This is a genomic window from Vibrio sp. SCSIO 43132, assembly GCF_019904195.1.
Classification (GTDB): Bacteria; Pseudomonadota; Gammaproteobacteria; order Enterobacterales; family Vibrionaceae; genus Vibrio; species Vibrio nigripulchritudo.
On the sequence record NZ_CP063199.1, the window covers coordinates 523,731 to 547,953 of the forward strand.

At 47.1% G+C, this 24,223-nt stretch carries 18 protein-coding genes; 13 read left to right on the top strand and 5 right to left on the bottom strand.

From position 1 onward, the window contains the following. Window positions 1–10 precede the first annotated feature (10 nt). The gene (hpt, locus tag INR79_RS02490) at window positions 11–544 is read left to right on the top strand and encodes a hypoxanthine phosphoribosyltransferase (protein ID WP_004397670.1); all 534 of its coding nucleotides are present in this window, start codon (window positions 11–13) and stop codon (window positions 542–544) included. Window positions 545–638: 94 nt separating this feature from the next. Here the strand turns inward: hpt and INR79_RS02495 are convergent, their stop codons facing one another. Further along, window positions 639–1,850: a multifunctional CCA addition/repair protein gene (locus INR79_RS02495; RefSeq protein ID WP_223095898.1), complete on the bottom strand. Its 1,212-nt coding sequence runs from the start codon at window positions 1,848–1,850 to the stop codon at window positions 639–641. Window positions 1,851–1,933: 83 nt separating this feature from the next. Between INR79_RS02495 and INR79_RS02500 the strand changes: the two genes are divergently transcribed. Both INR79_RS02500 and INR79_RS02505 read left to right on the top strand, forming a co-directional pair. Next, window positions 1,934–3,541, top strand: a complete 1,608-nt coding sequence (locus INR79_RS02500; protein ID WP_223095900.1) for an ExeA family protein — start codon at window positions 1,934–1,936, stop codon at window positions 3,539–3,541. Further along, the gene (locus tag INR79_RS02505) at window positions 3,534–4,256 is read left to right on the top strand and encodes a general secretion pathway protein GspB (protein WP_223095902.1); all 723 of its coding nucleotides are present in this window, start codon (window positions 3,534–3,536) and stop codon (window positions 4,254–4,256) included. The genes INR79_RS02500 and INR79_RS02505 overlap by 8 nt, the downstream gene beginning before the upstream one ends. An 87-nt stretch (window positions 4,257–4,343) precedes the next feature. Here the strand turns inward: INR79_RS02505 and INR79_RS02510 are convergent, their stop codons facing one another. The 3 genes from INR79_RS02510 to INR79_RS02520 form a co-directional block, all read right to left on the bottom strand. Then, a complete protein-coding gene (locus INR79_RS02510; protein ID WP_004397674.1) occupies window positions 4,344–4,955 on the bottom strand; it encodes a TIGR04211 family SH3 domain-containing protein in 612 nt (203 codons plus the stop codon). Between the two features lie 170 nt (window positions 4,956–5,125). Further along, on the bottom strand, window positions 5,126–6,385 hold the full coding sequence (locus INR79_RS02515) for an inorganic phosphate transporter (protein ID WP_004397675.1): 1,260 nt from the start codon (window positions 6,383–6,385) through the stop codon (window positions 5,126–5,128). Between the two features lie 122 nt (window positions 6,386–6,507). After that, window positions 6,508–7,188 carry a TIGR00153 family protein gene (locus INR79_RS02520; RefSeq protein ID WP_004397676.1) on the bottom strand — a complete coding sequence of 227 codons (681 nt, stop codon included), beginning with the start codon at window positions 7,186–7,188 and terminating at the stop codon, window positions 6,508–6,510. 201 nt (window positions 7,189–7,389) lie between these two features. Here INR79_RS02520 and INR79_RS02525 point away from each other — a divergent pair, with 201 nt between their 5' ends. The 4 genes from INR79_RS02525 (at window position 7,390) to hldE (ending at window position 15,407) form a co-directional block, all read left to right on the top strand. Further along, complete coding sequence (locus INR79_RS02525) at window positions 7,390–8,904, top strand: inorganic triphosphatase (protein WP_223095904.1); 1,515 nt, start codon at window positions 7,390–7,392, stop codon at window positions 8,902–8,904. 412 nt (window positions 8,905–9,316) lie between these two features. Continuing rightward, entirely contained in the window at window positions 9,317–10,921 is a 1,605-nt protein-coding gene (locus INR79_RS02530; RefSeq protein WP_223095906.1) for a methyl-accepting chemotaxis protein, read from the top strand. Between the two features lie 103 nt (window positions 10,922–11,024). Further along, a complete protein-coding gene (glnE, locus tag INR79_RS02535) occupies window positions 11,025–13,874 on the top strand; it encodes a bifunctional [glutamate--ammonia ligase]-adenylyl-L-tyrosine phosphorylase/[glutamate--ammonia-ligase] adenylyltransferase (RefSeq protein WP_223095908.1) in 2,850 nt (949 codons plus the stop codon). A gap of 102 nt (window positions 13,875–13,976) precedes the next feature. After that, window positions 13,977–15,407, top strand: a complete 1,431-nt coding sequence (hldE, locus tag INR79_RS02540) for a bifunctional D-glycero-beta-D-manno-heptose-7-phosphate kinase/D-glycero-beta-D-manno-heptose 1-phosphate adenylyltransferase HldE (protein WP_022599595.1) — start codon at window positions 13,977–13,979, stop codon at window positions 15,405–15,407. Window positions 15,408–15,474: 67 nt separating this feature from the next. Here hldE and tolC read toward each other — a convergent pair whose 3' ends face one another. After that, window positions 15,475–16,779, bottom strand: coding sequence for an outer membrane channel protein TolC (gene tolC / locus INR79_RS02545; protein WP_022549591.1), 1,305 nt, complete (start codon window positions 16,777–16,779; stop codon window positions 15,475–15,477). 226 nt (window positions 16,780–17,005) lie between these two features. On the opposite strand from tolC, the gene nudF reads away from it, so the two are divergent. From nudF to parC, 6 genes are all read left to right on the top strand, one after another. Next, complete coding sequence (gene nudF, locus INR79_RS02550; protein WP_004397683.1) at window positions 17,006–17,632, top strand: ADP-ribose diphosphatase; 627 nt, start codon at window positions 17,006–17,008, stop codon at window positions 17,630–17,632. A gap of 3 nt (window positions 17,633–17,635) precedes the next feature. Further along, window positions 17,636–18,061: a DUF1249 family protein gene (locus INR79_RS02555; RefSeq protein WP_004397685.1), complete on the top strand. Its 426-nt coding sequence runs from the start codon at window positions 17,636–17,638 to the stop codon at window positions 18,059–18,061. 32 nt (window positions 18,062–18,093) lie between these two features. Further along, a complete protein-coding gene (cpdA, locus tag INR79_RS02560) occupies window positions 18,094–18,909 on the top strand; it encodes a 3',5'-cyclic-AMP phosphodiesterase (protein ID WP_004397686.1) in 816 nt (271 codons plus the stop codon). 4 nt (window positions 18,910–18,913) lie between these two features. Then, window positions 18,914–19,501, top strand: coding sequence for an esterase YqiA (gene yqiA, locus INR79_RS02565; protein WP_223095909.1), 588 nt, complete (start codon window positions 18,914–18,916; stop codon window positions 19,499–19,501). 526 nt (window positions 19,502–20,027) lie between these two features. Continuing rightward, a complete protein-coding gene (parE, locus tag INR79_RS02570) occupies window positions 20,028–21,908 on the top strand; it encodes a DNA topoisomerase IV subunit B (RefSeq protein ID WP_223095910.1) in 1,881 nt (626 codons plus the stop codon). 3 nt (window positions 21,909–21,911) lie between these two features. Next, window positions 21,912–24,200, top strand: a complete 2,289-nt coding sequence (gene parC / locus INR79_RS02575; protein WP_022549596.1) for a DNA topoisomerase IV subunit A — start codon at window positions 21,912–21,914, stop codon at window positions 24,198–24,200. Window positions 24,201–24,223 lie beyond the last annotated feature (23 nt).

Genomic DNA, 24,223 nt, shown 5'->3' on the forward strand with positions numbered 1-24,223 from the left:
TGAGAGCAGTATGAAACATACAGTTGAAGTCATGATTTCTGAGCAAGATGTTCAGAAGCGCGTTGTCGAATTGGGCGAGAAAATCACCGAACATTACAAGAACTCAGACAAAGAACTGGTGCTGGTGGGACTGCTGCGTGGTTCGTTTGTTTTTATGGCTGACCTTACCCGTACTATCGGTCAAAACCACACCGTGGACTTTATGACAGCATCAAGTTACGGCAATGCGATGGAAAGTTCACGCGATGTCCGCATCCTGAAAGATCTGGATGACGACATTAAGGACAAAGACGTGCTGCTGGTGGAAGACATCATCGATACAGGTAATACGCTAAGCAAAGTTTGTGAGATCCTTGAGATTCGTGAGCCTGCGTCTATTCAAATCTGTACGTTGCTGGATAAGCCTTCTCGTCGTGAAGTGGAAGTAGATGCGAAATTTATCGGTTTTGAAATCCCAGACGAGTTTGTTGTCGGTGTTGGTATTGATTACGCTCAGAAATACCGTAACTTGCCTTACATTGGTAAAGTGGTACCTCAAGAATAATTTCTTAGAGCTTAGAGCTTAGAGCTTAGAGCTTAGAGCTTAGAGCTTAGAGCAAAAAGCGCCACTTTCTTAGAAGGTGGCGCTTTTTCGTGGCTTATATTTCTTTAATAAAATTCAAGCGTCTTCTGTCTAGCTCTTCCCGGATGTTCTTTCCGGTAAACCCATCCCGAATCACATCTTGCACGTCGGCTCTTAATGCCGCTTGGTAGGCTTGATTGAAAATGTGGGTCTGAGGGTAGGGGTTGTCTTCCAAACCTAAACGTCCACGATGATCCGCCTCACAACAGATCAACAGTTGCTTTAGCCTTTCAGGTTTTCGCCATACATCCAGTTTATTGAGGATCTTGAGTTTCGTATTCGCTCGAAGTTCTTCTACTCTGTGAATGTTGGTGTGGTGTTCGCACACCACCAAAGCCGTGTCGCGATATTCATTTGGGATCTTGATGCGACTACACAGCTGCTTGATCACTTTGAGACCGGTATGGCAGTGCATTTTATGACTTGGCCATTCTTCCTCCGGTGTCACGCCTTTTCCAAGATCATGCACCTGTGCGGCGAAGCGAATGACTGGATCCTTGCTCAAATCGGCAGCCTGCCTTGCAACCATTAAAGTGTGGATCCCCGTATCAATTTCCGGATGCCATTGCGCAGGCTGTGGTACACCAAACAGAACATCCAATTCAGGAAGAACGACTTTCATAGCGCCACATTGTCTGAGCACTTCAAGAAAAACGTCAGGTCTTTCGGTAGTGAGAGACTTATGCCATTCCTGCCAGACCCTCTCCGCTGTCAGGTGTGAGAGTTCTCCGGATTGCGCTATCTTGCTCATTAATTCTAGGGTTTCATCCGCCACGGTAAATCCTAAAGGCGCAAGCTTGGCGGCAAAACGCGCAACACGAAGAACGCGTAATGGATCTTCGACAAACGCATCCGATACGTGTCTTAGCACTTTGTTTTGAAGATCTTGTTGCCCGCCATAGGGGTCGATAATAGTGCCGTCTTCATGCTGTGCCATGGCATTGATCGTTAAATCACGACGCAGAAGATCATCTTCGATGGTCACATCAGGAGAAAAGTGACATTCGAATCCGGTGTACCCATGACCTGATTTACGTTCTGTTCGCGCTAGTGCGTACTCTTCATGAGTCTTAGGGTGCAGGTAAACCGGAAAGTCTTTCCCTACGGTCTGAAAGCCTTGTGACAGCATTTGTTCAGGTGAACTGCCTACGACTACCCAATCTTTGTCGTGGACAGAAATGCCCAGTAATTGGTCACGAACGGCGCCACCGACTAAATATACGTCCAAGTTTGACTCCCTAATTTGTCGTGAGGCTTTACAAACCTCGTCACAATGGTAATTTGCCAGAATCTTAGCGAAGAGAGATGAGCATGTATAAGGATTTTTTCGGTTTTACTGAATTGCCATTCTCAATAGTACCCAGTTCAAAGTACCTGTATTTAAGCGCTCGTCATCGTGAAGCGATGAACCACCTTCAATCCGGTTTAGGTGAGGGGGGCGGTTTTGCGATGCTGACGGGCGAAGTAGGCACGGGGAAAACTACCGTGTCAAAAGCCATGTTGTCTGCTCTGGGTGAAGAGACCAAAGCAGCGTTGATTCTCAACCCTACCTATTCCAGTCAGGATTTACTTGAAGCGATTTGTGATGAGTTTGGGATTGAGTATCCAGATGAAGCTTCTCTGAAGATTCTGACTCAGTCGATTCAGCAATTCCTGCTCGACAACCATGACAACGGGTTTCAGACGCTTCTGATTATTGATGAAGCACAGCACCTCTTACCTGACGTTCTAGAGCAGCTCAGATTGCTGACCAACCTTGAAACTGACAGCCAGAAACTGTTGAAAGTGTTGTTAATCGGTCAGCCAGAACTGCAAGCCAAATTGCAAACCACAGAGCTGCGTCAGTTAGCGCAAAGGATAACAGGGCGTTATCACTTATTGCCGCTTAATCCCGCGGAAATCGGCGAATACATTGACTTTCGTCTGGCGCTGGCGAATGGGTCTTCTGAACTGTTTGAACCTGCTGCGGTGAAAACCATAGCCCGATTTACTCAGGGCATTCCAAGGTTGATTAACCTGGTGTGTGACAAGTGCCTTCAATACGCCAGCCAAAGTGGCGTGAAAACGGTGAATAAGACGATCGCTCAGGCGGCGAGTGAAGACGTGATGGCATTTCAAGCACCTGTCGAATCAGTCATAACCACAAAATCCTCACGAACTAGTGTGCTACCCTCTCTGATGTTATTGGGTTCGAGTGCTGCACTGGCAGCTTTTTCTTACTTTGCTACGCCACTTGCCCTACAAAAATGGATGCCAGAAGCGCCAAGGGAAGTACGTGTAGAAACTCAGACAGTCAAAGTGCCAGTTGAGCAGACGCTCTCTCCCATATTGTCTGGCAGTCATGATGCGATTGCAGCAACGTTGAAGCTATTTAATGTCTGGGGGCTTCAGGGCTCGGTAAGAGATTCTGAATGCGAAAGGACAGAGTCAGCCTATTACTGTACCGTTGAAACGGGCACCTTGGATGAAGTGGGCAAGCAGAATCGCCCAGTGGTGTTTGCACTGAACGTGAATAACCAACGTCATTACGCTGTGTTGTTCTCCCTGAACAACGATAACGCGCAACTGCTTCTAGGCGATGAGCGAGTGGAAATTCCCCGCTTCTGGCTAGAAGAAAAGTGGGCAGGAGAGTATCGAACAATCTGGCACGACCCTATCGCTCAGACCTTAAAGTTAGGAAATCAGGGTGGGCCTGTGGCGGCGTTAGAAGGTATGCTTTCGAAGGCTCTTGGGGAAAGCTCAGAAAGTAACAGCATTTTCGATGAAAGCCTCAAAGAGAAAGTGGAGGCGTTTCAGCGTTGGCAGGGGTTGTTTGTGGATGGAATAGTCGGAGCAAAAACATTGCAGCTTTTGGATTTGATCACCAATGAATCGGCACCCACATTAACGCCAAAGAAAGAGGAGCCAACCGATGTCTAATGTATTGCAAAGGCTCAAGCAAACAGAATCGGGGTATCAGCGTCCTCAGGCGGCTCAGGTTCGCGCAGAACCAGCACGAGCAGCAAGTGGGTCTGGATTTTTTAAAACAGTCATACTGTTCACTCCGGCGATTTTGGTTGCCAGTTGGCACTACTTAAACTACCAGCCAGACACGTCTCCTATTGTTCAGGTTGAAAGTGTGAAAGTGCAGCAGGCTAAGATTCTGGACTTTCCTCAGTTTGGTGAACTTGTGGCGCTTCCAGCGGTTGACGGGCAACTTGTTGACAATACGCCACAGGAATTTGTCTACCAACCTGTAGAAACGGAATCTGCCAAGCCTGAACGCTCAGGTGAGTCGCTGGATAATCTTGATTTGTCTGAACTCTCTCCTGAGTTGGCGCAAATGGTTCAGTCTGCGATCAGCGACACATCTACCTCCGGAAGTTCGCGCGATCGGGACGATGCTCAATATGAAGTCACAGAGTTAGTGGGGAATGAACGTCGTTTTCGTGGAAAATTACCCGCGCTGAACCTTCAGACTCACATGTACGCCTCAAGCAGTGACAGACGTTGGGTGAAGGTCAATGGTCAGGAAGTGAAAGAAGGCGATTGGGTGGATGAGCGAGTCAAGATTGAAAGTATCACTCCAAGAACCGTAGTGGTGGACTTTGAAGGGGAGAAGATAGAAATCCCTGCATTGTATGAGTGGCGTTAGCTATTCTCTTATCCCGAGAACAGGTTAAATAGCAAAAGGGCTCCGAGAGGAGCCCTTTTTAATGTCATCAGAATCTAGATAATTCAATTATGCCCAACCAGAAGGGGATTTCTTTCTACGCGGGATAAGGTGCGGAAGAATCAAACCCAAGATAAGTCCAATTCCGGCAACACCACCACCGTACATGAAGTACTTAAGCAGCAAGTCTTCTTTTTGAGTGTCTAGCTTGGCGCGCAGTTCACGTACTTCGCTCTGAGACGCGGTCAACTGCTTGTTCATGTCTGCGTAGTTTTTCTCAAGCTCTTTGATTTGTTCATTACGCGATTCAAGAGAATCCACCAGCCCTGCTTTTTCATCATCTGAATTTTTACGGGCGTTAGCCAGCTTCTCTTTTACTTCACCCAGCTCTTTTTCCAGCTTAGGTAAGCGTTCTGCCATGCTTGGTCTGGTCGATACGTATTTGCTTTCTACCCAACCCTTACGACCTTTTGAGTCAACGACCTGGCTGTATCCTGTTTCACGGTTTGTCGCGACTAAGGTAATTTTGTCGCCTGCATTTACACTGCCAATAATACGAAACTGGTTACTCGGTCCAGCGTGCATGTAAGTGAATAGGTTGTCTGAAATGTAGCGGTCTTTGGCAAAACTGACTGGTGCGGCAAGCATGCTAAAGAGGACCAGACAAATAAGTTTTTTCACGGTACGTCCCTTAACTGATGATGAGGTGGGATAACACTTTGACGCTACCCCTTTATTCTTAATTAGACACAGATAGTATGAAGTTTCAGGCACTGGTGCAACAAAAGAGGGAGGCAAAGCCTCCCTTTCTGTGCGTTTGAGTCAATAATGACATGTGGCTAACAAAAGCCTTACATAAACATCCCTTGGATTGCATAGAAGAACACAACAGCAAGCAGCGCGCCTGCTGGTAGTGTTACGACCCAGGAAGCAACGATATTACGCACTACACCTAGGTTCAGTGCTGCGATACCACGGGCGAAACCTACACCCAGAACCGCACCGACCAAAGTTTGAGTAGTTGAAATTGGCAGACCAGTACCCGATGCCAGAACAACGGTTGAAGCTGTTGCAAGCTGAGCAGCGAAACCACGGCTTGGAGTCAGTTCTGTAATGCCTGTACCTACGGTAGCCATTACTTTGTGACCCATAGTCGCCAGACCGACAACAATACCAATACCACCAAGAGGAAGGATCCACCAGGCAATAGAGCTTTTCGTGGTGATTTCACCCAGATTTTCAACTGTGGATACTACCGCTGAAAGAGGACCGATTGCGTTCGCAACGTCGTTAGAACCATGTGCAAAAGCCATGGCACACGCAGTGATAACCATCAGTACGCTAAAGATACTTTCAACGCCAGCAAAACTGTGGTCGTCTTCGCGGTGAGCAAATTTCTTCTGAATGTACAGGTAACCGCCGATCATAATTAGACCAGAGACACCGGCAGACCATAGCCATGCTTCTGTGTTGCTCAGGTGTAAGCCAACGTGTTTTAGACCTTTTTTGATAGTAACAAGCGCAATAACCATGGTGGTAATGAACATGTACACAGGGACAAAGCGTTTCGCGTTGATCAGTGGGTTTTCCGTATCGAAAATCAGGCGCTGTGCACTCACAAAGATCACGTAAGCGAAGAAACCAGAAATGATTGGCGTGATGATCCAGCTACCTACGATGCCTTGAACAGAGGCCCAGTCAACGGCTTCAGTACCAACGGAGATACAGGCGAAACCAATAATGGCACCAATGATAGAGTGTGTTGTAGATACTGGCCAGCCCATGTAGGAAGCCAATAGTAGCCAGGTACCCGCTGCCAGAAGGGCAGACATCATACCGTAGACCAAAACGTCTGGCTGATCAGCAAACAGAGAGGTTTCGATTACCCCTTTACGGATCGTATCCGTTACTTCACCGCCTGCTAAGTAAGCACCGGCAAATTCGAAAATCATCGCGATGATGATCGCTTGTTTTACAGTCAGCGCTTTTGAGCCGACTGATGTACCCATGGCGTTTGCTACATCATTTGCACCAATACCGATAGCCATCATGAAGCCAAATAATGCTGCAACTAAAATAATGATAGTGCCGTAGTTCGCGAGGATATCCATCGTAATACCTAGTTGTTGGATAACGTATGAGGGGAGTTTTGTACAAGCGCACAAGAAAGGCACACAAGCTCTCCGTGCGCCTTATTACAATCCCATCTCATGTTATGTGTTTCAGTTTTCGTTTATGAACGAGATAACATCAGCTCAAGCCTTGCGCCAACGCGCTGAGCTTGATCGGCGATGCCACCTACCCATTCTAAAATCTTGTATAAGAACATGATGTCGATCGGATTGTACTTCGATTCGATCGCCATAAGTTGCTGGCGCAGTTCAATCTGCATGGCATCTGTATCATCTTCGATGGCATCCAGTTGATGGATCATCTCTGCCACCAAAGTGACTTCGCGACCCTTAAAGCCAGTTTCCAGTAATTCGTCCAGTTCGTTGATCACTTTCTGCGCCTGCTCGGCAGCATCAAGGCAACGTTTGACATACAAAATGAAGTTTTCCTGAAGCGGCTCTGGAATTTGCAGCTGACGTCCGACGACGCGACCGGCAATATCCTTCGCCAGATTGGCCAGCTTGTCTTGCTGAGTCAGCAGTTCAAGCATGTCTGTGCGGTCTACAGGTAAGAACAAACCACGAGGCAGCTTTAAGCGAATTTCTCGCTTAAGGGAATCCGCTTCCTTCTCCAGATGAGAAATTTGTGCGCGAATTTCACTGGCTTTTTCCCAATCGCCCTGAGAGCAAACTTCAAAGAAATTTACCAGGTGGGAGCAGCACTCATTCACACACACAACGTGGCGTTGCAAAGGTTTAATTGGGGACTTTGCAAATAACCCCATAATTGTATTTACTGGCATGGTTATTCAACCTAAAAAATATAACCTATAGAAACTTCTGCCATAAGGCGAAATCTTGAACGATGGCTATAAAGTCGCGCATGTTAACCTAATCAATCCATCATTAAAACTGTTTTAGATCATCATTTGGGCTATATTTGCCACTTGCCGATGATGGTATTAGGCAATATGCTGTCAGGGTCATCCGTTAAAGGTAAAAATATGGAAACCGAGATAGAACTGAAGTTTTTTGTTTCACCTGAATTTTCAACGACTTTGGTTGCCAAAATAGCTGAGGAAAAAGTTCTTCAGCACAGTTGTCGAGAGCTGGGTAACACCTACTTTGATACACCGGATAATTGGTTAAGACAACACGACACTGGCCTACGGATTCGACGCTACGACGATGTCTTTGTTCAGACAGTCAAAACCGCAGGGCGTGTTGTCGCAGGTTTGCATCAACGACCTGAATATAATGCAGAACATTCCAGCAATTCTCCCGACCTGACACTTCATCCTAACGACATATGGCCAGTAGGCAAAGAATTAGACGTGCTTCAGCAAGAGCTTACTCCCATTTTTTCTACCGATTTCAAACGCGAGCAATGGCTTATCAGTATGTCTGACGGCAGTCAGGTTGAAGTCGCGTTTGATCAGGGGTGGGTGAGTGCAAGTGGCAACCGGGATGAGATCTGTGAAGTTGAACTTGAGCTTAAGTCTGGTCAGACAGATGCGCTTTTCAATCTCGCCCGCAACTTGAGTGAAAATGGTGGGATGCGATTAGGTAACTTAAGCAAAGCCGCACGCGGTTACCGACTTGCTTATGGTTATGAAGGTGACAAAGTAAAACCGCTACCTCTGGTTTCTACAGAAACTTCGCACAACGCGGAATACTGCTTCATTCAGTCGTTAGAACATGCACTGGAACATTGGCATTATCACGAACAAATTTATGTTGAGCGTGATGAATTCAACGCGCTTCATGAAATTGCACATTCCATCGGATTCATTCGTCAGACTCTTTCTGTGTTTGGCGGCATTGTCCCCCGCCGCGCCAGTGCAATTCTTCGCCAAGAACTGATGTGGCTAGAAGAAGAACTGAACTGGTTGAAAACTGCGGTTTACCTTGACGATCTGATGGAAGACAAAGGGCACGTTCTGCGTAAACTGGATGCTCGGAAATGGCTGGTGGATCAGCTTGGTATTCAACGGGACGCCCTGCCAGACAGAGAACAGGCACTTAAGTTACTTTGTTCATCGCGCTACACAGGTTTGTTGTTGGATCTGAGCCGCTGGATTCTGACCCGTGGCTGGCAGCCGTTTCTTGATGACAAAGCAAGAGAGAAAATGGCACAAGGTGTGCGACAGTTCTCGGCAAAACAACTCGACAGAACTTGGGCTGAGCTGGTTGAAGCGTTTCCACCGGAGCGTCAATTGAACCGACAGGAATACATTGACCAGCAATACCGATTGACCCGCAATCTTTACACTGGCGTCTGCTTCGCAGCTATTTATGACTTTGAAGACCGCAATGCTTTCCGGCTGCCATGGGAAGATCTCAGGCAGGGAATTGATGATCTTTTAATGTTAGAACCTTTGCATGCGTTGTTGGAGCAATTGGAAGGTGATGAGCAAGCGCAACTGGAGCGTTGGCTGATTCGCCAGGAGAACTCCATCTTGCATGCCATGGAACAGACTCGCCAGATGAGCATCGATGCCACACCTTACTGGCAATAAATAGCAAAAATCTAAAATCCATTACCCAAGTGAATTTCCATCACTTGGGTAATCTATGTGACAAGTTTAATATCAGCTCTTTATTTTTTAGCTCAATTCGAGCTCATTTCTTTATCTAACTCAAAAAGTTACTTCAGGTTTCTGTATCAATGCCGATACAAAAATCACGGGTTTCTCAACAAAATGCGTGAACAACAAGCATTGGATCACAATTAGGGCAATCCGTAGACGAAAAGTGACTGGTAGCTCAATGACTGTCTGATGTCTTTGTTATCATGCTTTTTTCATACGAGGCGTAAAATAAATCCTCAACAACGATAAAGCTACGTCTTATAAGGAATGCGGCAACGTTCGTGCCCTATTAAAAATGAACGTTCGCAATGAAAGATGAACAAAAGGTGGAGTAGGTGCGATGGCGAGCATGAAATTCAAGCCGTGGGAACGAGTCATTACTGACATTCGTTTGGTCCCAAAACTCGTAATGTTGATGGTATTCAGTACCGTTTTGATCATTGCGAAACAATTGTGGGATGCGAGCACTTTTTATGACTCCTTGGTAATTGTCCAAAAAGACCAAGCCAAAGAAGTTTCTCACGCTCAAGCTTCATTTATTGATAGCGTATTAGCGAGTAACGGTTCAGATGCCAAGTCTCTGGCAGAAAAAACAATCACCGCTCTGGTTAAGAATTCAGACAACTATCACTATGTTTATCTGGTGGAACGCAATACTGGCAAGGTATTAGGTCATCCTTCTGCCAGACAAATCTCGGATCTTTCTCAAACCACAGAAAATGGTCAACAGCTTTCCAGTCTGATTGGTAGTGCTTCTTCGGGCTTTGGTTTTGAGCTGGAAAACGGTAATCGTTTTGAATATGCCAGTAAGATCAATGGTGCCGACTGGTTTGTTGTCGCCTCGCAAAGCGGCGATGTTGCACAGATGCGTTACGACGAATACCTAATGCAAGTGTTCTGGCAAACCATTGTGATGATCATCGTATTTGTTGTATTGCTACTGGGCGCGGCAAGAATCATGCTTCGCCAGACTCAATACATCGCATCCAGCATCCAGCGTATGGCGGACAAAGATCTTTCCACACCGATCAACATGGAATGCAAAGATGAGTACGGCGATCTGGCTCGCGAGCTGGAAAAGACACGAGCTCAGTTGCAAGAAGTGATCAAGATGCAGATCGACTCATCACAAGAGTTGTCTGGTCTTACCGAAGTCATGACGATCAGCATGTCTGAGACAAAAGAATCGGCACAAGAAGAGTTTAACGAAATCGACCAGCTCGCAACTGCGATGAGCGAGATGACAACAACGGTGCAAACCGTCGCAGAGCATGCACAAAACGCTTCATCTGTGACAGAAAATGCCTCTCAACAAGCTCAGCAAGGTCAACGATTTGTTCAGGACACAGTTGGCAAAATGAGTGAGCTATCAGGAGACATTTCCGAGTCGGCACAAGCAGTTAACCAAGTGGAAGAGCGTGTTGAATCCATTGGTAGCGTAGTAGGAACGATTCAGGGGATTTCTGAGCAGACTAACCTGTTGGCATTGAATGCGGCTATTGAGGCGGCTCGTGCTGGTGAAGCAGGTCGTGGTTTCGCAGTCGTCGCCGACGAAGTTCGAAATCTTGCACAACGTACTCAGCAAGCAACAGTTGAAATTCAGGAAATGATTACTCAGCTACAAAGCAGTGCCAATTCTGCGGTAGAGCTGATGGAAAAAAGTGTTGTGGAAGCGGCTGAAGGGGTCGACCTGGTTACCAATGCTGGCACCGAGCTTGATGGTATTGTGGCTCAGGTAAGTGAAATCAACGACATGAACTTCCAGATCGCCACCGCTGCGGGTCAGCAGAGTACGGTTGCTGAAGAGATGAACCAGAACCTGACCAATGTCCGTGAACTGGTTGAAGCTTCGGTTGTGGTTGTCGGCGAGCTGCTTGAAACCTCCGAAATCATGCAGACCAATGCCGAAGAGCTGGATGGTAAAATACAGTCGTTTAATGTTTGATTGTAAAATCGCTAAATAACGCCCACATTCCATATGTGGGCGTTTTTTTATGTGATATGGTAAATCGAATAAAAACAACCTAACTCGTTGACAGGGATAGACAATGACCTTACCGACGCCGATTGCCGAACAAGCCCAACTCTCACGTCAAAAGATCGAAGAACAATACCCATCCGTGTTTGAAACCTGGCCAGAGAACAAACTGGTCGAGTTGGAACGTGTTCTTGGATTAAGCGATTTTATTTCCGACAGCTTGCAGCGAGATGAAAAGCTGTGTAAACGCCTGCCAGAGATGCTGGCGACGCAGAATCGATCGGTGGATTATCGCGATAGATTGAAGAAGCTTCTGGCGAAAACGGAAGACGAGAATGCCATGATGAAAAGGCTTCGAGAATTCCGTCGTCGGGAAATGGTCTACATTGCGTGGCGAGATTTCACTTCTTCCTGGTCATTGGAAAACAGTCTGCTTCATTTGTCGGCATTAGCAGAAGCATTGATTTTTGAAACCTACCACCATCTCTATCAAACCTGCTGCAACGAGTGGGGGACCCCATGTAATGAAAATGGTGAAGCTCAACCAATGCTCATCATTGGTATGGGAAAGCTGGGTGGCGGCGAGTTAAATTTCTCGTCTGATATCGACCTGATTTTTACCTACCCGGAAAACGGCGAAACTCAAGGTGCCAGACGCAGTATTGCTAATGCGCAATTCTTCACACGATTAGGTCAGCGTTTAATTAAAGCGTTGGATCAACAAACCTTCGACGGTTTCTGTTACCGAGTTGATATGCGACTGCGTCCGTTTGGCGAAAGTGGTCCATTGGTAATGAGTTATGCTGCTCTTGAAGATTATTACCAAGAGCAGGGGCGTGACTGGGAGCGCTACGCCATGATCAAAGCCCGTGTCATGGGGCGGGAAATGTACCCGGAATATCAGGAACTTCGAGGGATGTTACGCCCGTTTGTTTTCCGCCGTTACATTGATTTCAGTGCCATTCAGTCATTGCGTCGGATGAAGTCAATGATCAGCACCGAAGTGCGTCGTCGTGGTTTGTCGGACAACATTAAACTGGGTGCTGGCGGTATTCGGGAAGTGGAGTTTATCGCCCAGGTTTTCCAATTAATTCGCGGTGGTCGTGAGCCAAGCTTGCGTGGCCGTGGCTTGCTTGAAACGTTGAATGCTATCGAAGACAAAGCCTTGCTCAACTCAGAAGAAGTTGGGCAACTGCGCGAAGGTTATCTGTTCCTCAGAAAACTAGAAAATTTGATTCAGGCAATTGGGGACAAACAAACCCAGACTTTGCCAGACAAAGAGTTGGATAGGCAGAGACTGGCATTTGCTCTCAAAGCGGAAAGTTGGGAAGCATTGCGAGCGCAAATCAGCCAGCACATGGAGAACATTCATGGTGTGTTCGATCTGCTGATTGGCGAAGAAGAGGAAGAGACACAAACCGTCGCCAAGCACTTCAGTGAAATGTGGGATCTTGCTCATAAAGAGGAAGTGCTTACTCACATTCTGGAAGATGACTTAAAAGTCGAAGCCCCAGAGCCCATGGTGCAAACCATTGTTGGCTTTAAAACCGATCTGGCGAAAAAAACGTTGGGACCGAGAGGGCGTGAAGTTTTAAACCGCCTAATGCCGAAAATCTTCCATGCTTTGTATAACCACAAGGATGCGGAATTCGGTTTACCACGAGTGTTACACCTTCTGCACAATATTTGTACTCGTACAACCTATCTTGAACTTCTGGACGAACACCCGGCTGCACTGACTCAGCTCGTAAGGCTTTGCACTGCTAGCCCAATGATATCCGAGCAGCTTTCCCGCTACCCCATTCTTCTGGATGAGCTGCTCGATCCCCAGCACCTTTATAATCCAATCCCCTTAACGGAATACAAGTCGGAGCTGCGTGATTATCTTGCTCGAATCCCCGAGGACGATATGGAGCAGCAGATGGAAGCGCTGCGTCAGTTTAAGCAGATCTGCATTCTTCGAATTGCGGCGGCTGACATTGCTGGTGTGTTGCCCGTCATGAAAGTAAGTGACCACTTAACGTATCTTGCAGAAGCCATTGTTGAAGCGGTCGTTGGGCAAGCCTGGCTACAAGTTACGGAAAAGTACGGTGAACCTACCCACCTTAAAGACAGAGATGGAAAAGGCTTTGCGGTGATTGGGTATGGCAAAGTTGGTGGCTGGGAGCTGGGTTACAACTCGGATCTGGACATCGTGTTCATGCACGATTGCCCAGTTCACGTGTACACCGATGGCAAGAAAGAAATCGATGGTCGACAGTTCTACCTGCGCCTTGCTCAGCGAATCATCCACATTTTCTCTACTCGGACAGCGTCGGGTATTTTGTATGAAGCCGATACGCGTCTTCGCCCGTCTGGTGCGTCTGGAATGTTGGTGAGTCCAACGGATGCGTTTGAAGAGTATCAGCTTCAGGATGCCTGGACATGGGAACATCAGGCGTTAGTGCGTGCGCGCGCAATTTATAGCGATGCGCCTTTAAAAGAAGCCTTTGAAGCAACTCGCGCTAAGGTTCTGTCGCAATCTCGTGAACAGGACAAACTGAAGAAAGAAGTGGTGGAGATGCGTGAAAAAATGCGCGACCACTTAGGCGGAAAGAAAGCGGGTCGCTTTATGTTGAAGCAGGATCCCGGCGGCATCACGGATATTGAATTTCTGGTGCAATACCTTGTCCTAAACTTCAGTTCGCAATCGGAATCTTTACTGACTTACTCCGATAATGTGCGCATTCTTGAAGCCGCAGCAAACCTGTCATTGTTGCCAGCACAGCAAGCCGCGAAGTTAACGTCGGCATACACTACGATTCGGGATGAAATTCATCACCGTAACTTGTTGAATCAAGATGCGGATATTGCAGAAAATCGACTTAAAGAAGAACGTGAATGCGTTATCCATTCATGGCGTGAGTGGCTAATCGACTAAAAGACAACATGTTCAGGACTGACTGTTACGCCTGAACCCCACTTTTTTTGGTTCTGGTGGCTATGTTACTATGCCGCCGGAATTGTATTTTTGGAGACAAACATGAAACCAATTTTGCCGGATTACGCTCAATCAGGAGTGCTTATTGTTGGCGACGTGATGCTTGACCGCTACTGGTACGGACCAACGGGACGCATTTCCCCAGAAGCCCCAGTACCTGTGGTTAAGGTCGAAGACAACGAAGAGCGTCCTGGCGGTGCGGCAAACGTGGCCATGAACATTGCAGCACTGGGCGGCCATGCCCACCTTGTTGGGTTAACCGGTGAAGATGAGCCTGCAAAAGTTCTGAATGATAAGTTGTCGTCTCTGAAAGTGAAATGCGATTTTGTCGCGCTGCCTGATTTCCCGACCATCACCAAACTTCGAGTGATGAGCCGTGGGCAGCAGTTGATTCGCCTTGATTTTGAAGACAGCTTCGAAAATACCGATGCGCAATACGTTTTAGAGCGTATGGAAAAAGCGTTGCCAAACGTGAAGTCAGTGATTTTGTCTGATTATGCAAAGGGCGCTCTGGAACACGTTCAACAGTTTATCCAGAAAGCACGCGCTGCGAATGTGCCGGTTTTCATTGACCCTAAAGGGGCAGATTTTGAGCGCTATCGCGGTGCCACGTTGCTTACCCCTAATATGGCGGAGTTTGAGCTGGTTGCAGGCAAAGTCAAAAACGAAGAAGAGTTGGTTGAAAAGGGCTTAGCTCTGATCGAGGAGTTCGATTTTGAAGCTCTGCTGGTCACTCGAAGTGAACACGGCATGACTCTGCTTCGCAAAGGCCAAGAACCTTTCCACCTGCCAACACAGGCAAAAGAGGTGTTCGATGTAACAGGCGCGGGTGATACCGTTATTTCGGTACTTGCAGCGTCTGTTGCGGCTGGTAAGCCACTAGATGAAGCTTGTGCGCTGGCGAATGCAGCAGCAGGTGTGGTGGTTGGCAAGCTGGGTACATCGACGCTTTCTACTATTGAGCTAGCTGAAGCAGTACACGGCTCTCAGGACACCGATTTTGGTGTAATTACTGAAGCTGACCTAATCGATGCAGTGAAGAAAGCCCGTGCAAAAGGTGAGAAAGTGGTCATGACCAATGGTTGCTTCGATATCCTGCACGCAGGTCATGTCTCTTACCTAAATCATGCAGCAGAACTGGGTGATCGACTGATTGTTGCCGTCAATACCGATGAGTCGGTCAAGGCGTTAAAAGGTCCAGGTCGACCTGTAAACTCTACTGATCGCCGTATGGCGGTATTGGCTGGGTTGGGCGCGGTGGACTGGGTTGTGCCGTTCAGCGAAGAAACACCACAACGCTTAATTTCTGAAGTTCTGCCGAGCCTGCTGGTGAAAGGTGGTGATTACAAACCGGAAGAAATTGCGGGGGGTGAGGAAGTGATTGCTGCTGGCGGTGAAGTTCGGGTTCTTAATTTCGAAGATGGTTGCTCAACGACAGAAATTATTGAAGCCATCAAAGGTGGACGCGGTTAGTCTTCCCTTCTTTTAAAACAAAAAAACGACGCTTAAGCGTCGTTTTTTATATCTTCAATCCTAGCGATTAGCTCGCGGATTTCAAACCAGCATTGATATCTAGAATATCTTGTTCGCTCAATGTGCCGACAGCCTGACGAAGCTGTAAAACACTCAGGATGTAGTTGTAACGTGCATCAGATAGATTGCGGTTAGCATCGTACAAACGACGTGTTGAATCAAGTACATCGACAATAGTACGAGTACCAACATCGAAGCCTGCTTCGGTCGCTTCTAACGCTGACCTTGCAGAAACCACAGACTGGTTATAAGCACGGATAGCACCAATAGTTGCGTTGATGTTGTTGTAGTGTGCACGCACATCTTTCACTACCGTGCGGTAGGTTTGCTCAAGCTCTTGGCTCGATTTAACGTAATTGGCTTCAGCCTGCTTCACTTTAGAAGTGATGTTGCCACCAGTGTAAAGCGGTACGGCTAGATTAATGCCAATATTGAAGTCGTTAAAGTTATCGTTTCCACCTGGCAATGAAGAGCCAGAGTTATCTGTATACTTGTAACCACCGTCTAGAGTCAGACTCGGTAAGTGACCAGCATCTGCCAGAGAAATGGAATCTTTAGCAATATCTTGTGAAATACGTCTTGCCAGCAATGAGAGGTTCTCTTGCTGAGCTTTTTCAATCAGAGATTCTGTAGTGGACTCTGGGCGGCTTGCAGAGAAACGTTTAGTGTCCAGAATGGCGAGATTTTGGTGCTCTTCACCTGTGATTTCACGAAGCGCTTCGTAGCTATTCGCCAGAGTGTTTTCTTGCAGTACTTCCGAAGCAAGAACACTGTCATACTGTGCTTGTGCATCATGCACGTCTGTAATTGCAGACAGACCGACTTCAAAGCGTTGTTTAGTCTGCTCAAGCTGACGAGCAACCGCAGCTTTTTCAGCTCGAACGAAGTCAAGGCTGTCTTGTGCTCGAAGCACTTCGAAATAGGCTTGTGCAACACGAAGGATCAAACCTTGTTGCTCTGCTGCGTATACTGAGTCTGCCTGACGGGCAGTTTTTTCTGCTTGATCCAAGCTTACCCAGCTACTACGGTCATACAATTCTTGTTTAAAAGCAACGCCGGCAGTCAATGCATTGCCATCACGTTCGTTTTTACTGCTCTCAAGGATGTTATATCCAGCAGTGAGGTTAATTTGAGGAAGCAAGGTACTGCGAGAGCTATTCACGGCTTCAAAGGCTGCTTCACGTTGTGCGGCGGCGCCAAGTAATTGTGGGTCGTTTTGTTTTGCTAGATCGTATATCTCTGCCAGGTTATCTGCCCAGGCTGCATTACTGCTCAGTGCGGCGGTAATCAATAGTGGAAGCAGCTTTTTCATTTTGCCTATCCTGCCTTGTGAAAATAAAAATTGAAGCAATGCGAGTTTAACCTAACTCGCTTGTTTTTTATGCCTATCTTTGCATTTTTTAGCAATTAATCGCTGGAAAGCACAGCAATTAAATTATTCATTTAAATATTTTTGCAATCATTATCAAAAAAGTTGAGCGCAATCATTGGAGATTAAAGGATACAATGATTAGAATTCTCATCTCCGGAGACATGGAATGCAGCAATCAGACAACAAACATCAACAGTTTACTCCACAAGATGTAAAAATCATCTCAAGAAAATCGCTTTATCGAGGCTTTTTCTCGATGGTGAAATACACCTTCCAGCATAAATTGTTTGCTGGTGGTTGGAGCGAGCCCGTCGAACGAGAAATGTTTGAGCGAGGTCACGCTGCGGCGTTACTGCCTTACGACCCTATCGAAGATAAAGTGGTGATGATCGAGCAAATCCGAGTCGGGGCTCTGGAACACGCCAACCCATGGCAAATGGAAATTGTTGCCGGCGTTATCGATACTGATGAGTCTTCTGAAGAAGTGGTAAGGCGCGAAGCCATGGAAGAAGCAGGGGTTGAAGTTGGGAAAATTGAATCCATAACAAGTTATTATCCCTCTTCTGGCGGGTGCTCTGAAAAACTGGACGTTTTTGTTGGGCAGGTTGATGCAGCGAGCGCTCAGGGCATTCATGGCTTAGACTATGAAGACGAGGACATAAAAGTGCACGTTATGAGTCGCCAGGATGCTTATCAGCTCGTCAGAGACGGAAATATTGAGAATGGTGCCTCAATAATTGCATTGCAATGGTTGGAACTGCATCACGAAGAACTAAAATCCCGTTGGAAGTAAACCATGTTGAATAAGCCATATCACGTTGATCTCGCCGCTCTTATGAGAGTGTATGAGACCAATTACGCCAAACTGAATGCATTGCTGCCTGGGCAACCCAGCGTGGGGGATGTGCGTTCTTATCAGGTGGCGTCTATGGCTTATCAGTTAGAGGTGAGCGAAGTCACCAAGTACACAACACTCATCGACGTATGCCAATGTGACGAACAGCCCGTTTTTCCACTTCCGAGGATGACGGTGCGTCTCTATCACGATGCTCGCGTTGCAGAAGTGTGTGCAAGCGAGCAGATTTCACGGGTCTTTGCTCGTTATGATTATCCCAATACAAAAATGGCGCAAAAGGACGAAAAGTTTCAACTTAACCAATTCTTAGGTGAGTGGCTTACGTTCTGTCTAAAAAACGGTATCAGCCGAACGCCAATTTACTAAAACAGTGTAGAGAGATTTAACTGGGTTATATTTTGAAATTGTCCTTAGATTCAAGTCGCGATATCAAACTATTGCAGATTACAGACACGCATTTATTTGAGCCTGAAGACGGATGTCTGTTGAGCGTTAACACCTTTGAGAGCTTCAAGGCTGTGGTTAATGCTATCCGTTCAAATGAAATTGAATTTGATGCTATTTTGGCTACCGGTGATATTTCTCAGGACCATACTGCTGTGTCATACCAGCGATTTGAAGATGGAATCGCATTGCTAAAGAAACCATGTTTCTGGTTGCCTGGTAACCACGACTTTAAACCGGAAATGCACAGTATTCTGCCTTCTACTCAAATTCAGACCACTCAGCACGTTGTTCTTAACGATAAATGGCAGATCATTTTATTGGACAGCCAGGTAGAAGGTGTGCCCCATGGTCGACTGAGCGAGGAGCAGCTCGCCCTGCTTGACGCAAAGCTGAGCGAATACCCAAATCACAAGACGGTTGTCTTACTTCACCATCATCCTGTTTTGGTGGGGAGCCACTGGCTTGATCAACACTCTTTAAAAGACGCCGATGCGTTTTGGTCGATATTGAGCAAGTACGATAAGGTTGAAGCCGTGTTGTGTGGGCACGTACATCAGGATTTCGACGTCATTTATCAAGGCGTTCGAGTTGTTGCTACGCCATCAACCTGTGTCCAGTTTAAACCCAACAGCGATGACTTTGCGTTAGACAACCTTTCACCAGGCTGGCGTATGCTGACTCTGACTCATTATGGCGAGTTAGAACTAGAAGTAGGTCGCCTGCCCGATGGCGAGTTTCTTCCTGATTTCTCGGCTGGGGGGTATTAGTCGAATGTCTGCTAAGCCATCGCTTCTGCTTTATATTCATGGTTTTAACAGCTCTCCACAGTCACACAAAGCCAATGTGATGATTGAATGGTGCAGGGCTAATCGACCAGACATCAAAGTAGTTGCTCCGCAGATGCCATGTTACCCAAAGCTGGCAGAGTCGTTTTTGTTGGAAACCATTGAAAAATATCAGTCCGATTATCAAATTGGTTTGATTGGTAGCTCACTTGGGGGCTATCTGTCGACCTGGCTGAACAGCTTATACGGATTCAAAGCGGTGCTGGTGAACCCGGCAGTGAAACCTTATGAACTACTTGCAGATTTTCTGGGTCCACAGACTAATCCTTATACGCAGGAAGAGTATGTGTTGGAAGCCAATCACATGGATGAGCTCAAAGCGCTTGATGTGGATGAAATTAAACAACCTTCTGACTTTTGGTTACTTCAACAAGAAGAAGACGAAGTATTGGATTATCGTCAGGCTGTAGAGCGTTATAAGGGTGCCAAACAGACTGTAGAGGCGGGGGGAGATCATAGCTTTGTGGACTTTGAAAGATACCCCAAACAAATCATTCAGTTCCTCAAGCTATAGGGTCTGTTGACCTTTCGAGCTGATTTTTGCAGCCATTTGTGGGTTCTTTATACAAGGCACCGCTTATTCGGTGTAGTCGCTCTACATCAATAAGCGGTAACACAGTAGAAAGGAGCCACAAATGCTGCCCAAAGGGTTCGGTTCTATGCGCTTTACTCTTTGTTGCAAGATATTTGCTTAGAATGACTAAGCTAAAGACCTTGCGCCGCGATTAAAACACATAGAACTCGAACAAAATTTAACCGCGAAAGGTTAACAGACCCTAGGCTCTGTAGCCCATAAAATCAAACATGCATGGGTAGATAACCCAAGTGGGGATGGGGTCATAATTTTGAGGTTAACTTCTCGCAGTCACTTGACATCCCCTTGTCTGTTCCAGACTATGTTCCATCATAGTTTTATCATTGTGCTTTTGATGTCTTTTTCTCCAACTAGGCGCAATTTTCCACAATGTCACCAAAAAACTTAACAATCACGCATCAAGGTGCTGATTGCATTCTAATCATTTTGAGTATTAATCCGTATTATGACTGAACAATATAATGCGAAAGACCTGTCCGTTCTCGAAGGTCTCGACCCAGTACGACATCGTCCTGGTATGTATACCGAAACTGAGCGACCTAACCACCTTGCCCAAGAGGTTATCGATAACTCAGTCGACGAAGCACTTGCTGGGCATGCAAAGAAGATAAAAGTCATTCTCCACAACGACCAGTCACTTGAAGTGATCGATGATGGTCGTGGTATGCCTGTCGATATTCACCCAGAGAAAGGGATCTCGGGTGTTGAACTTATTATGACCAAGCTTCATGCGGGTGGTAAGTTCTCCAACGACAACTATAAATTTTCTGGTGGCTTGCACGGGGTAGGTATTTCCGTTGTTAACGCCCTGTCTAAACGCGTAGAAGTAACTGTTAAGCGTGAAGGGCATATACACGAAATCGCTTTTGAAAACGGTAATACAGTCAGCGACCTCACGGTAACAGGCACTTGTGGTCTGCGTAACACCGGGACCTCCGTTCATTTCTGGCCAGATGCCAAATATTTCGATAGTGCCAAATTTTCTGTACTTCGACTGGTTAACAACCTGCGTGCTAAAGCTGTTCTTTGTCCCGGTCTAGAAATCACCTTCAGTGACAAGGTGAATAATGAAGAACACAAATGGTTCTATGAAGATGGCTTGAAAGACTACCTTGCAGAAGGTGTAAAAGGCTACACGGTTCTTCCGGAAGAGCCATACATTGGTGAGTTTTCTGCAGAAACCGAAATGGCGAACTGGGCAGTTATCTGGCAGCCGGAAGGCGGTGAGATGATCACCGAAAGCTATGTTAACCTGGTTCCAACCAAACAAGGTGGTACTCACGTAAATGGTTTGCGTCAGGGGCTTTTGGATGCCATGCGTGAATTCTGTGAGTTCCGTAACCTCTTGCCACGTGGTGTGAAACTGACTGGTGATGATGTTTTTGACCGTTGTTCCTACGTACTGTCGATTAAAATGCAGGATCCTCAGTTTGCAGGGCAAACTAAAGAACGTCTTTCTTCACGTCAAACCGCCGCGTTTGTTTCTGGTGTCGTTAAAGATGCGTTCAGTCTATGGCTGAATGAAAAGCCTCAACTGGCAGAGCAACTGGCGGAACTGTGTATTGCCAATGCCCATCGACGCATGCGCGCGAGCAAGAAAGTGGTGCGTAAGAAAGTCGCATCAGGACCGGCATTGCCCGGTAAGCTGACCGATTGTTCCGTACAAGATCTAAATCGTACCGAAATCTTCTTTGTGGAAGGGGACTCGGCGGGCGGTTCTGCAAAACAGGCTCGTGATCGTGAGTTTCAGGCAGTCATGCCACTGCGCGGTAAAATTCTGAATACTTGGGAAGTGTCAGCAGATCAGGTGCTTGCCTCTCAGGAAGTGCACGATATTTCAGTCGCACTGGGTATTGACCCTGACAATGATAACCTTGAAGGGCTTCGTTACGGTAAGATCTGTATCCTTGCCGATGCGGACTCGGATGGTCTGCACATCGCAACCCTGCTTTGCGCATTGTTTACCCGTCACTTCCGAGCGTTGGTTGAAGCCGGGCATATCTATGTTGCGATGCCGCCACTCTACCGTATCGACTGTGGTAAAGAAGTATTCTACGCGCTTGATGATGACGAGAAAGAAGGCATCCTTGAGCGACTTTCTAAGAAAAAAGCCAAAATCAACGTGCAGCGATTCAAAGGTCTGGGTGAGATGAACCCGCTTCAGTTGCGCGAAACCACCATGGATCCAAACACTCGTCGATTAGTGCAGCTCACTATCGATGACAGTGACGCAACCATGGAAATGATGGATATGTTGCTTGGTAAGAAACGTGCGGATGACCGCCGTACCTGGCTACAAAGCAACGGCGATTTGGCTGAGGTTTAATAGATGTCGACAGAAATTACTTTTGATGGTGTTGAACAACTGCCAATGCGCAGGTTCACCGAAGACGCCTATCTGAATTACTCCATGTACGTGATCATGGACCGGGCTTTGCCATACATTGGCGATGGTTTGAAGCCTGTTCAACGACGCATTATTTACGCAATGTCGGAGCTGGGTCTTTCCGCTGCGGCCAAATACAAAAAGTCAGCGCGTACCGTTGGCGACGTATTAGGTAAATATCACCCACATGGTGACTCTGCTTGTTACGAAGCCATGGTATTGATGGCACAGCCATTCTCTTACCGCTACCCGCTGGTAGATGGTCAGGGTAACTGGGGTGCGCCGGACGATCCGAAATCATTCGCTGCTATGCGTTATACCGAAGCCAAACTGTCTAAGTTTGCTGAAGTTCTGCTTGGTGAGCTAGGTCAGGGAACTGTTGAATGGCAACCTAACTTTGACGGCACAATGAAAGAGCCGCAAATGCTGCCAGCGCGTTTGCCCCATATCCTTCTGAACGGTGTTACTGGTATCGCAGTTGGTATGGCTACTGACATCCCACCGCATAACGTTCGTGAAGTGGCGGAAGCAACGATTCAGCTGATCGACAATCCAAAACTTGAGCTGCAAGATGTAATGCAGCATGTACAAGGGCCGGATTACCCGACTGAAGCGGAAATCATTTCGCCAAAAGCCGACATTGAGAAGATCTACCGAAACGGTCGTGGCAGCATCAAAATGCGTGCGGTCTGGTCAAAAGATAACGGTGAAATCGTCATTACGGCGTTGCCTCATCAGGTATCTGGTGCCAAGTTGCTAGAACAAATTGCGAATCAGATGCGTGCGAAGAAACTGCCAATGGTGGACGATCTTCGTGATGAGTCGGATCACGAAAACCCAACACGTATTGTCATCGTACCGAGATCCAATCGCGTAGACTGCGATCAATTGATGAATCACCTGTTTGCATCCACCGATCTTGAAAAGAGCTACCGTGTAAACCTCAACATGATCGGCTTGGACAACCGCCCTCAGGTTAAAGGGCTGGTGATGATTCTGAAAGAATGGATCGAGTTCCGCCGTGCGACCGTTCGCCGTCGTTTGCAGCATCGTCTGGACAAAGTGCTTGCGCGTTTGCATATCTTGGAAGGTTTGTTGGTCGCGTATCTTAACCTGGACGAAGTGATTGAAATCATTCGTACAGAAGACGATCCAAAAGCAGTGCTAATGTCTCGCTTTGGAATTACCGATATTCAAGCCGATGCGATTCTGGACACCAAGCTTCGTCATCTTGCCAAGCTGGAAGAGATGAAGATTCGCGGTGAGCAGGAAGAGCTGGAGAAAGAGCGTGAGAAGCTGGAACTTCTGCTAGGCTCTGAGCGCCGTCTGAATACGCTTCTGAAGAAAGAAATCAAAGCAGACGCTGAGAAATTCGGTGATGATCGTCGCTCTCCAATTGTAGAGCGTGCGGAAGCCAAAGCTCTGACAGAGCGCGATCTCATGCCAAGCGAACCAATCACTGTTGTACTTTCTGAGAAAGGCTGGATTCGCCATGCTAAAGGGCACGATGTGGATGCAGAAGGCTTGAACTACAAATCTGGTGATAAATATCTGGCGCATGCGCGTGGTAAGAGTAACCAGCAAGCGGTGTTCCTTGGAACTGACGGGCGAAGCTATTCACTAGAGTCTCACTCTTTGCCTTCAGCTCGAAGTCAAGGGGAGCCGATTACTGGTCGCCTGAATATCACAGCAGGTACTACCATCAGCCGAGTCATCATGGGTGAAGAAGAGCAGCTATGGTTAGTCGGTTCTGACGCAGGCTATGGTTTTGTCTGTAAGGGCAGTGACTTGTTATCCAAGAACCGCAGTGGTAAAGCTCTGGTGAACCTACCGCAAGGATCTGAGGTGATGACACCTAGTGCGATAGCGGATCTTGATCAGGATGAAATTCTTGCGATCACTAACCAAGGTCGAATGTTGATCTTCCCAATGAAAGACTTGCCTCAGCTAAGCAAAGGTAAAGGGAACAAGATCATCAATATTCCTTCCGCCAAAGCCAAATCTCGTGAGGAAACCGTTTCTCATCTGATGTCGTTGCCAAGCGGTGTATCAGTGACCATTTATGCAGGTAAGCGCAAGCTTGGTCTTAAACCTACGGATCTGGATAACTTCCGAGGCGAGCGTGGTCGTCGCGGCAGCTTGTTACCGAGAGGCTTACAACGCGTGACCCGTATCGAGGTTGAAAACCAGGCTCAGCCTGACGAACCGGAAACGGAAAGTAACGCAGAATAAAAAAATCCCCGGCTATGACCGGG

What these genes read in the sequence shown, in the direction of transcription:
- hpt (WP_004397670.1), top strand. Translation starts at nt 11, where the DNA reads ATGAAACATACAGTTGAAGTCATGATTTCTGAGCAAGATGTTCAGAAG.
- INR79_RS02500 (WP_223095900.1), top strand. Translation starts at nt 1,934, where the DNA reads ATGTATAAGGATTTTTTCGGTTTTACTGAATTGCCATTCTCAATAGTA.
- INR79_RS02505 (WP_223095902.1), top strand. Translation starts at nt 3,534, where the DNA reads ATGTCTAATGTATTGCAAAGGCTCAAGCAAACAGAATCGGGGTATCAG.
- INR79_RS02515 (WP_004397675.1), bottom strand. Translation starts at nt 6,385, where the DNA reads ATGGATATCCTCGCGAACTACGGCACTATCATTATTTTAGTTGCAGCA.
- INR79_RS02520 (WP_004397676.1), bottom strand. Translation starts at nt 7,188, where the DNA reads ATGCCAGTAAATACAATTATGGGGTTATTTGCAAAGTCCCCAATTAAA.
- INR79_RS02525 (WP_223095904.1), top strand. Translation starts at nt 7,390, where the DNA reads ATGGAAACCGAGATAGAACTGAAGTTTTTTGTTTCACCTGAATTTTCA.
- INR79_RS02530 (WP_223095906.1), top strand. Translation starts at nt 9,317, where the DNA reads ATGGCGAGCATGAAATTCAAGCCGTGGGAACGAGTCATTACTGACATT.
- glnE (WP_223095908.1), top strand. Translation starts at nt 11,025, where the DNA reads ATGACCTTACCGACGCCGATTGCCGAACAAGCCCAACTCTCACGTCAA.
- hldE (WP_022599595.1), top strand. Translation starts at nt 13,977, where the DNA reads ATGAAACCAATTTTGCCGGATTACGCTCAATCAGGAGTGCTTATTGTT.
- tolC (WP_022549591.1), bottom strand. Translation starts at nt 16,779, where the DNA reads ATGAAAAAGCTGCTTCCACTATTGATTACCGCCGCACTGAGCAGTAAT.
- nudF (WP_004397683.1), top strand. Translation starts at nt 17,006, where the DNA reads ATGCAGCAATCAGACAACAAACATCAACAGTTTACTCCACAAGATGTA.
- INR79_RS02555 (WP_004397685.1), top strand. Translation starts at nt 17,636, where the DNA reads ATGTTGAATAAGCCATATCACGTTGATCTCGCCGCTCTTATGAGAGTG.
- yqiA (WP_223095909.1), top strand. Translation starts at nt 18,914, where the DNA reads ATGTCTGCTAAGCCATCGCTTCTGCTTTATATTCATGGTTTTAACAGC.
- parE (WP_223095910.1), top strand. Translation starts at nt 20,028, where the DNA reads ATGACTGAACAATATAATGCGAAAGACCTGTCCGTTCTCGAAGGTCTC.
- parC (WP_022549596.1), top strand. Translation starts at nt 21,912, where the DNA reads ATGTCGACAGAAATTACTTTTGATGGTGTTGAACAACTGCCAATGCGC.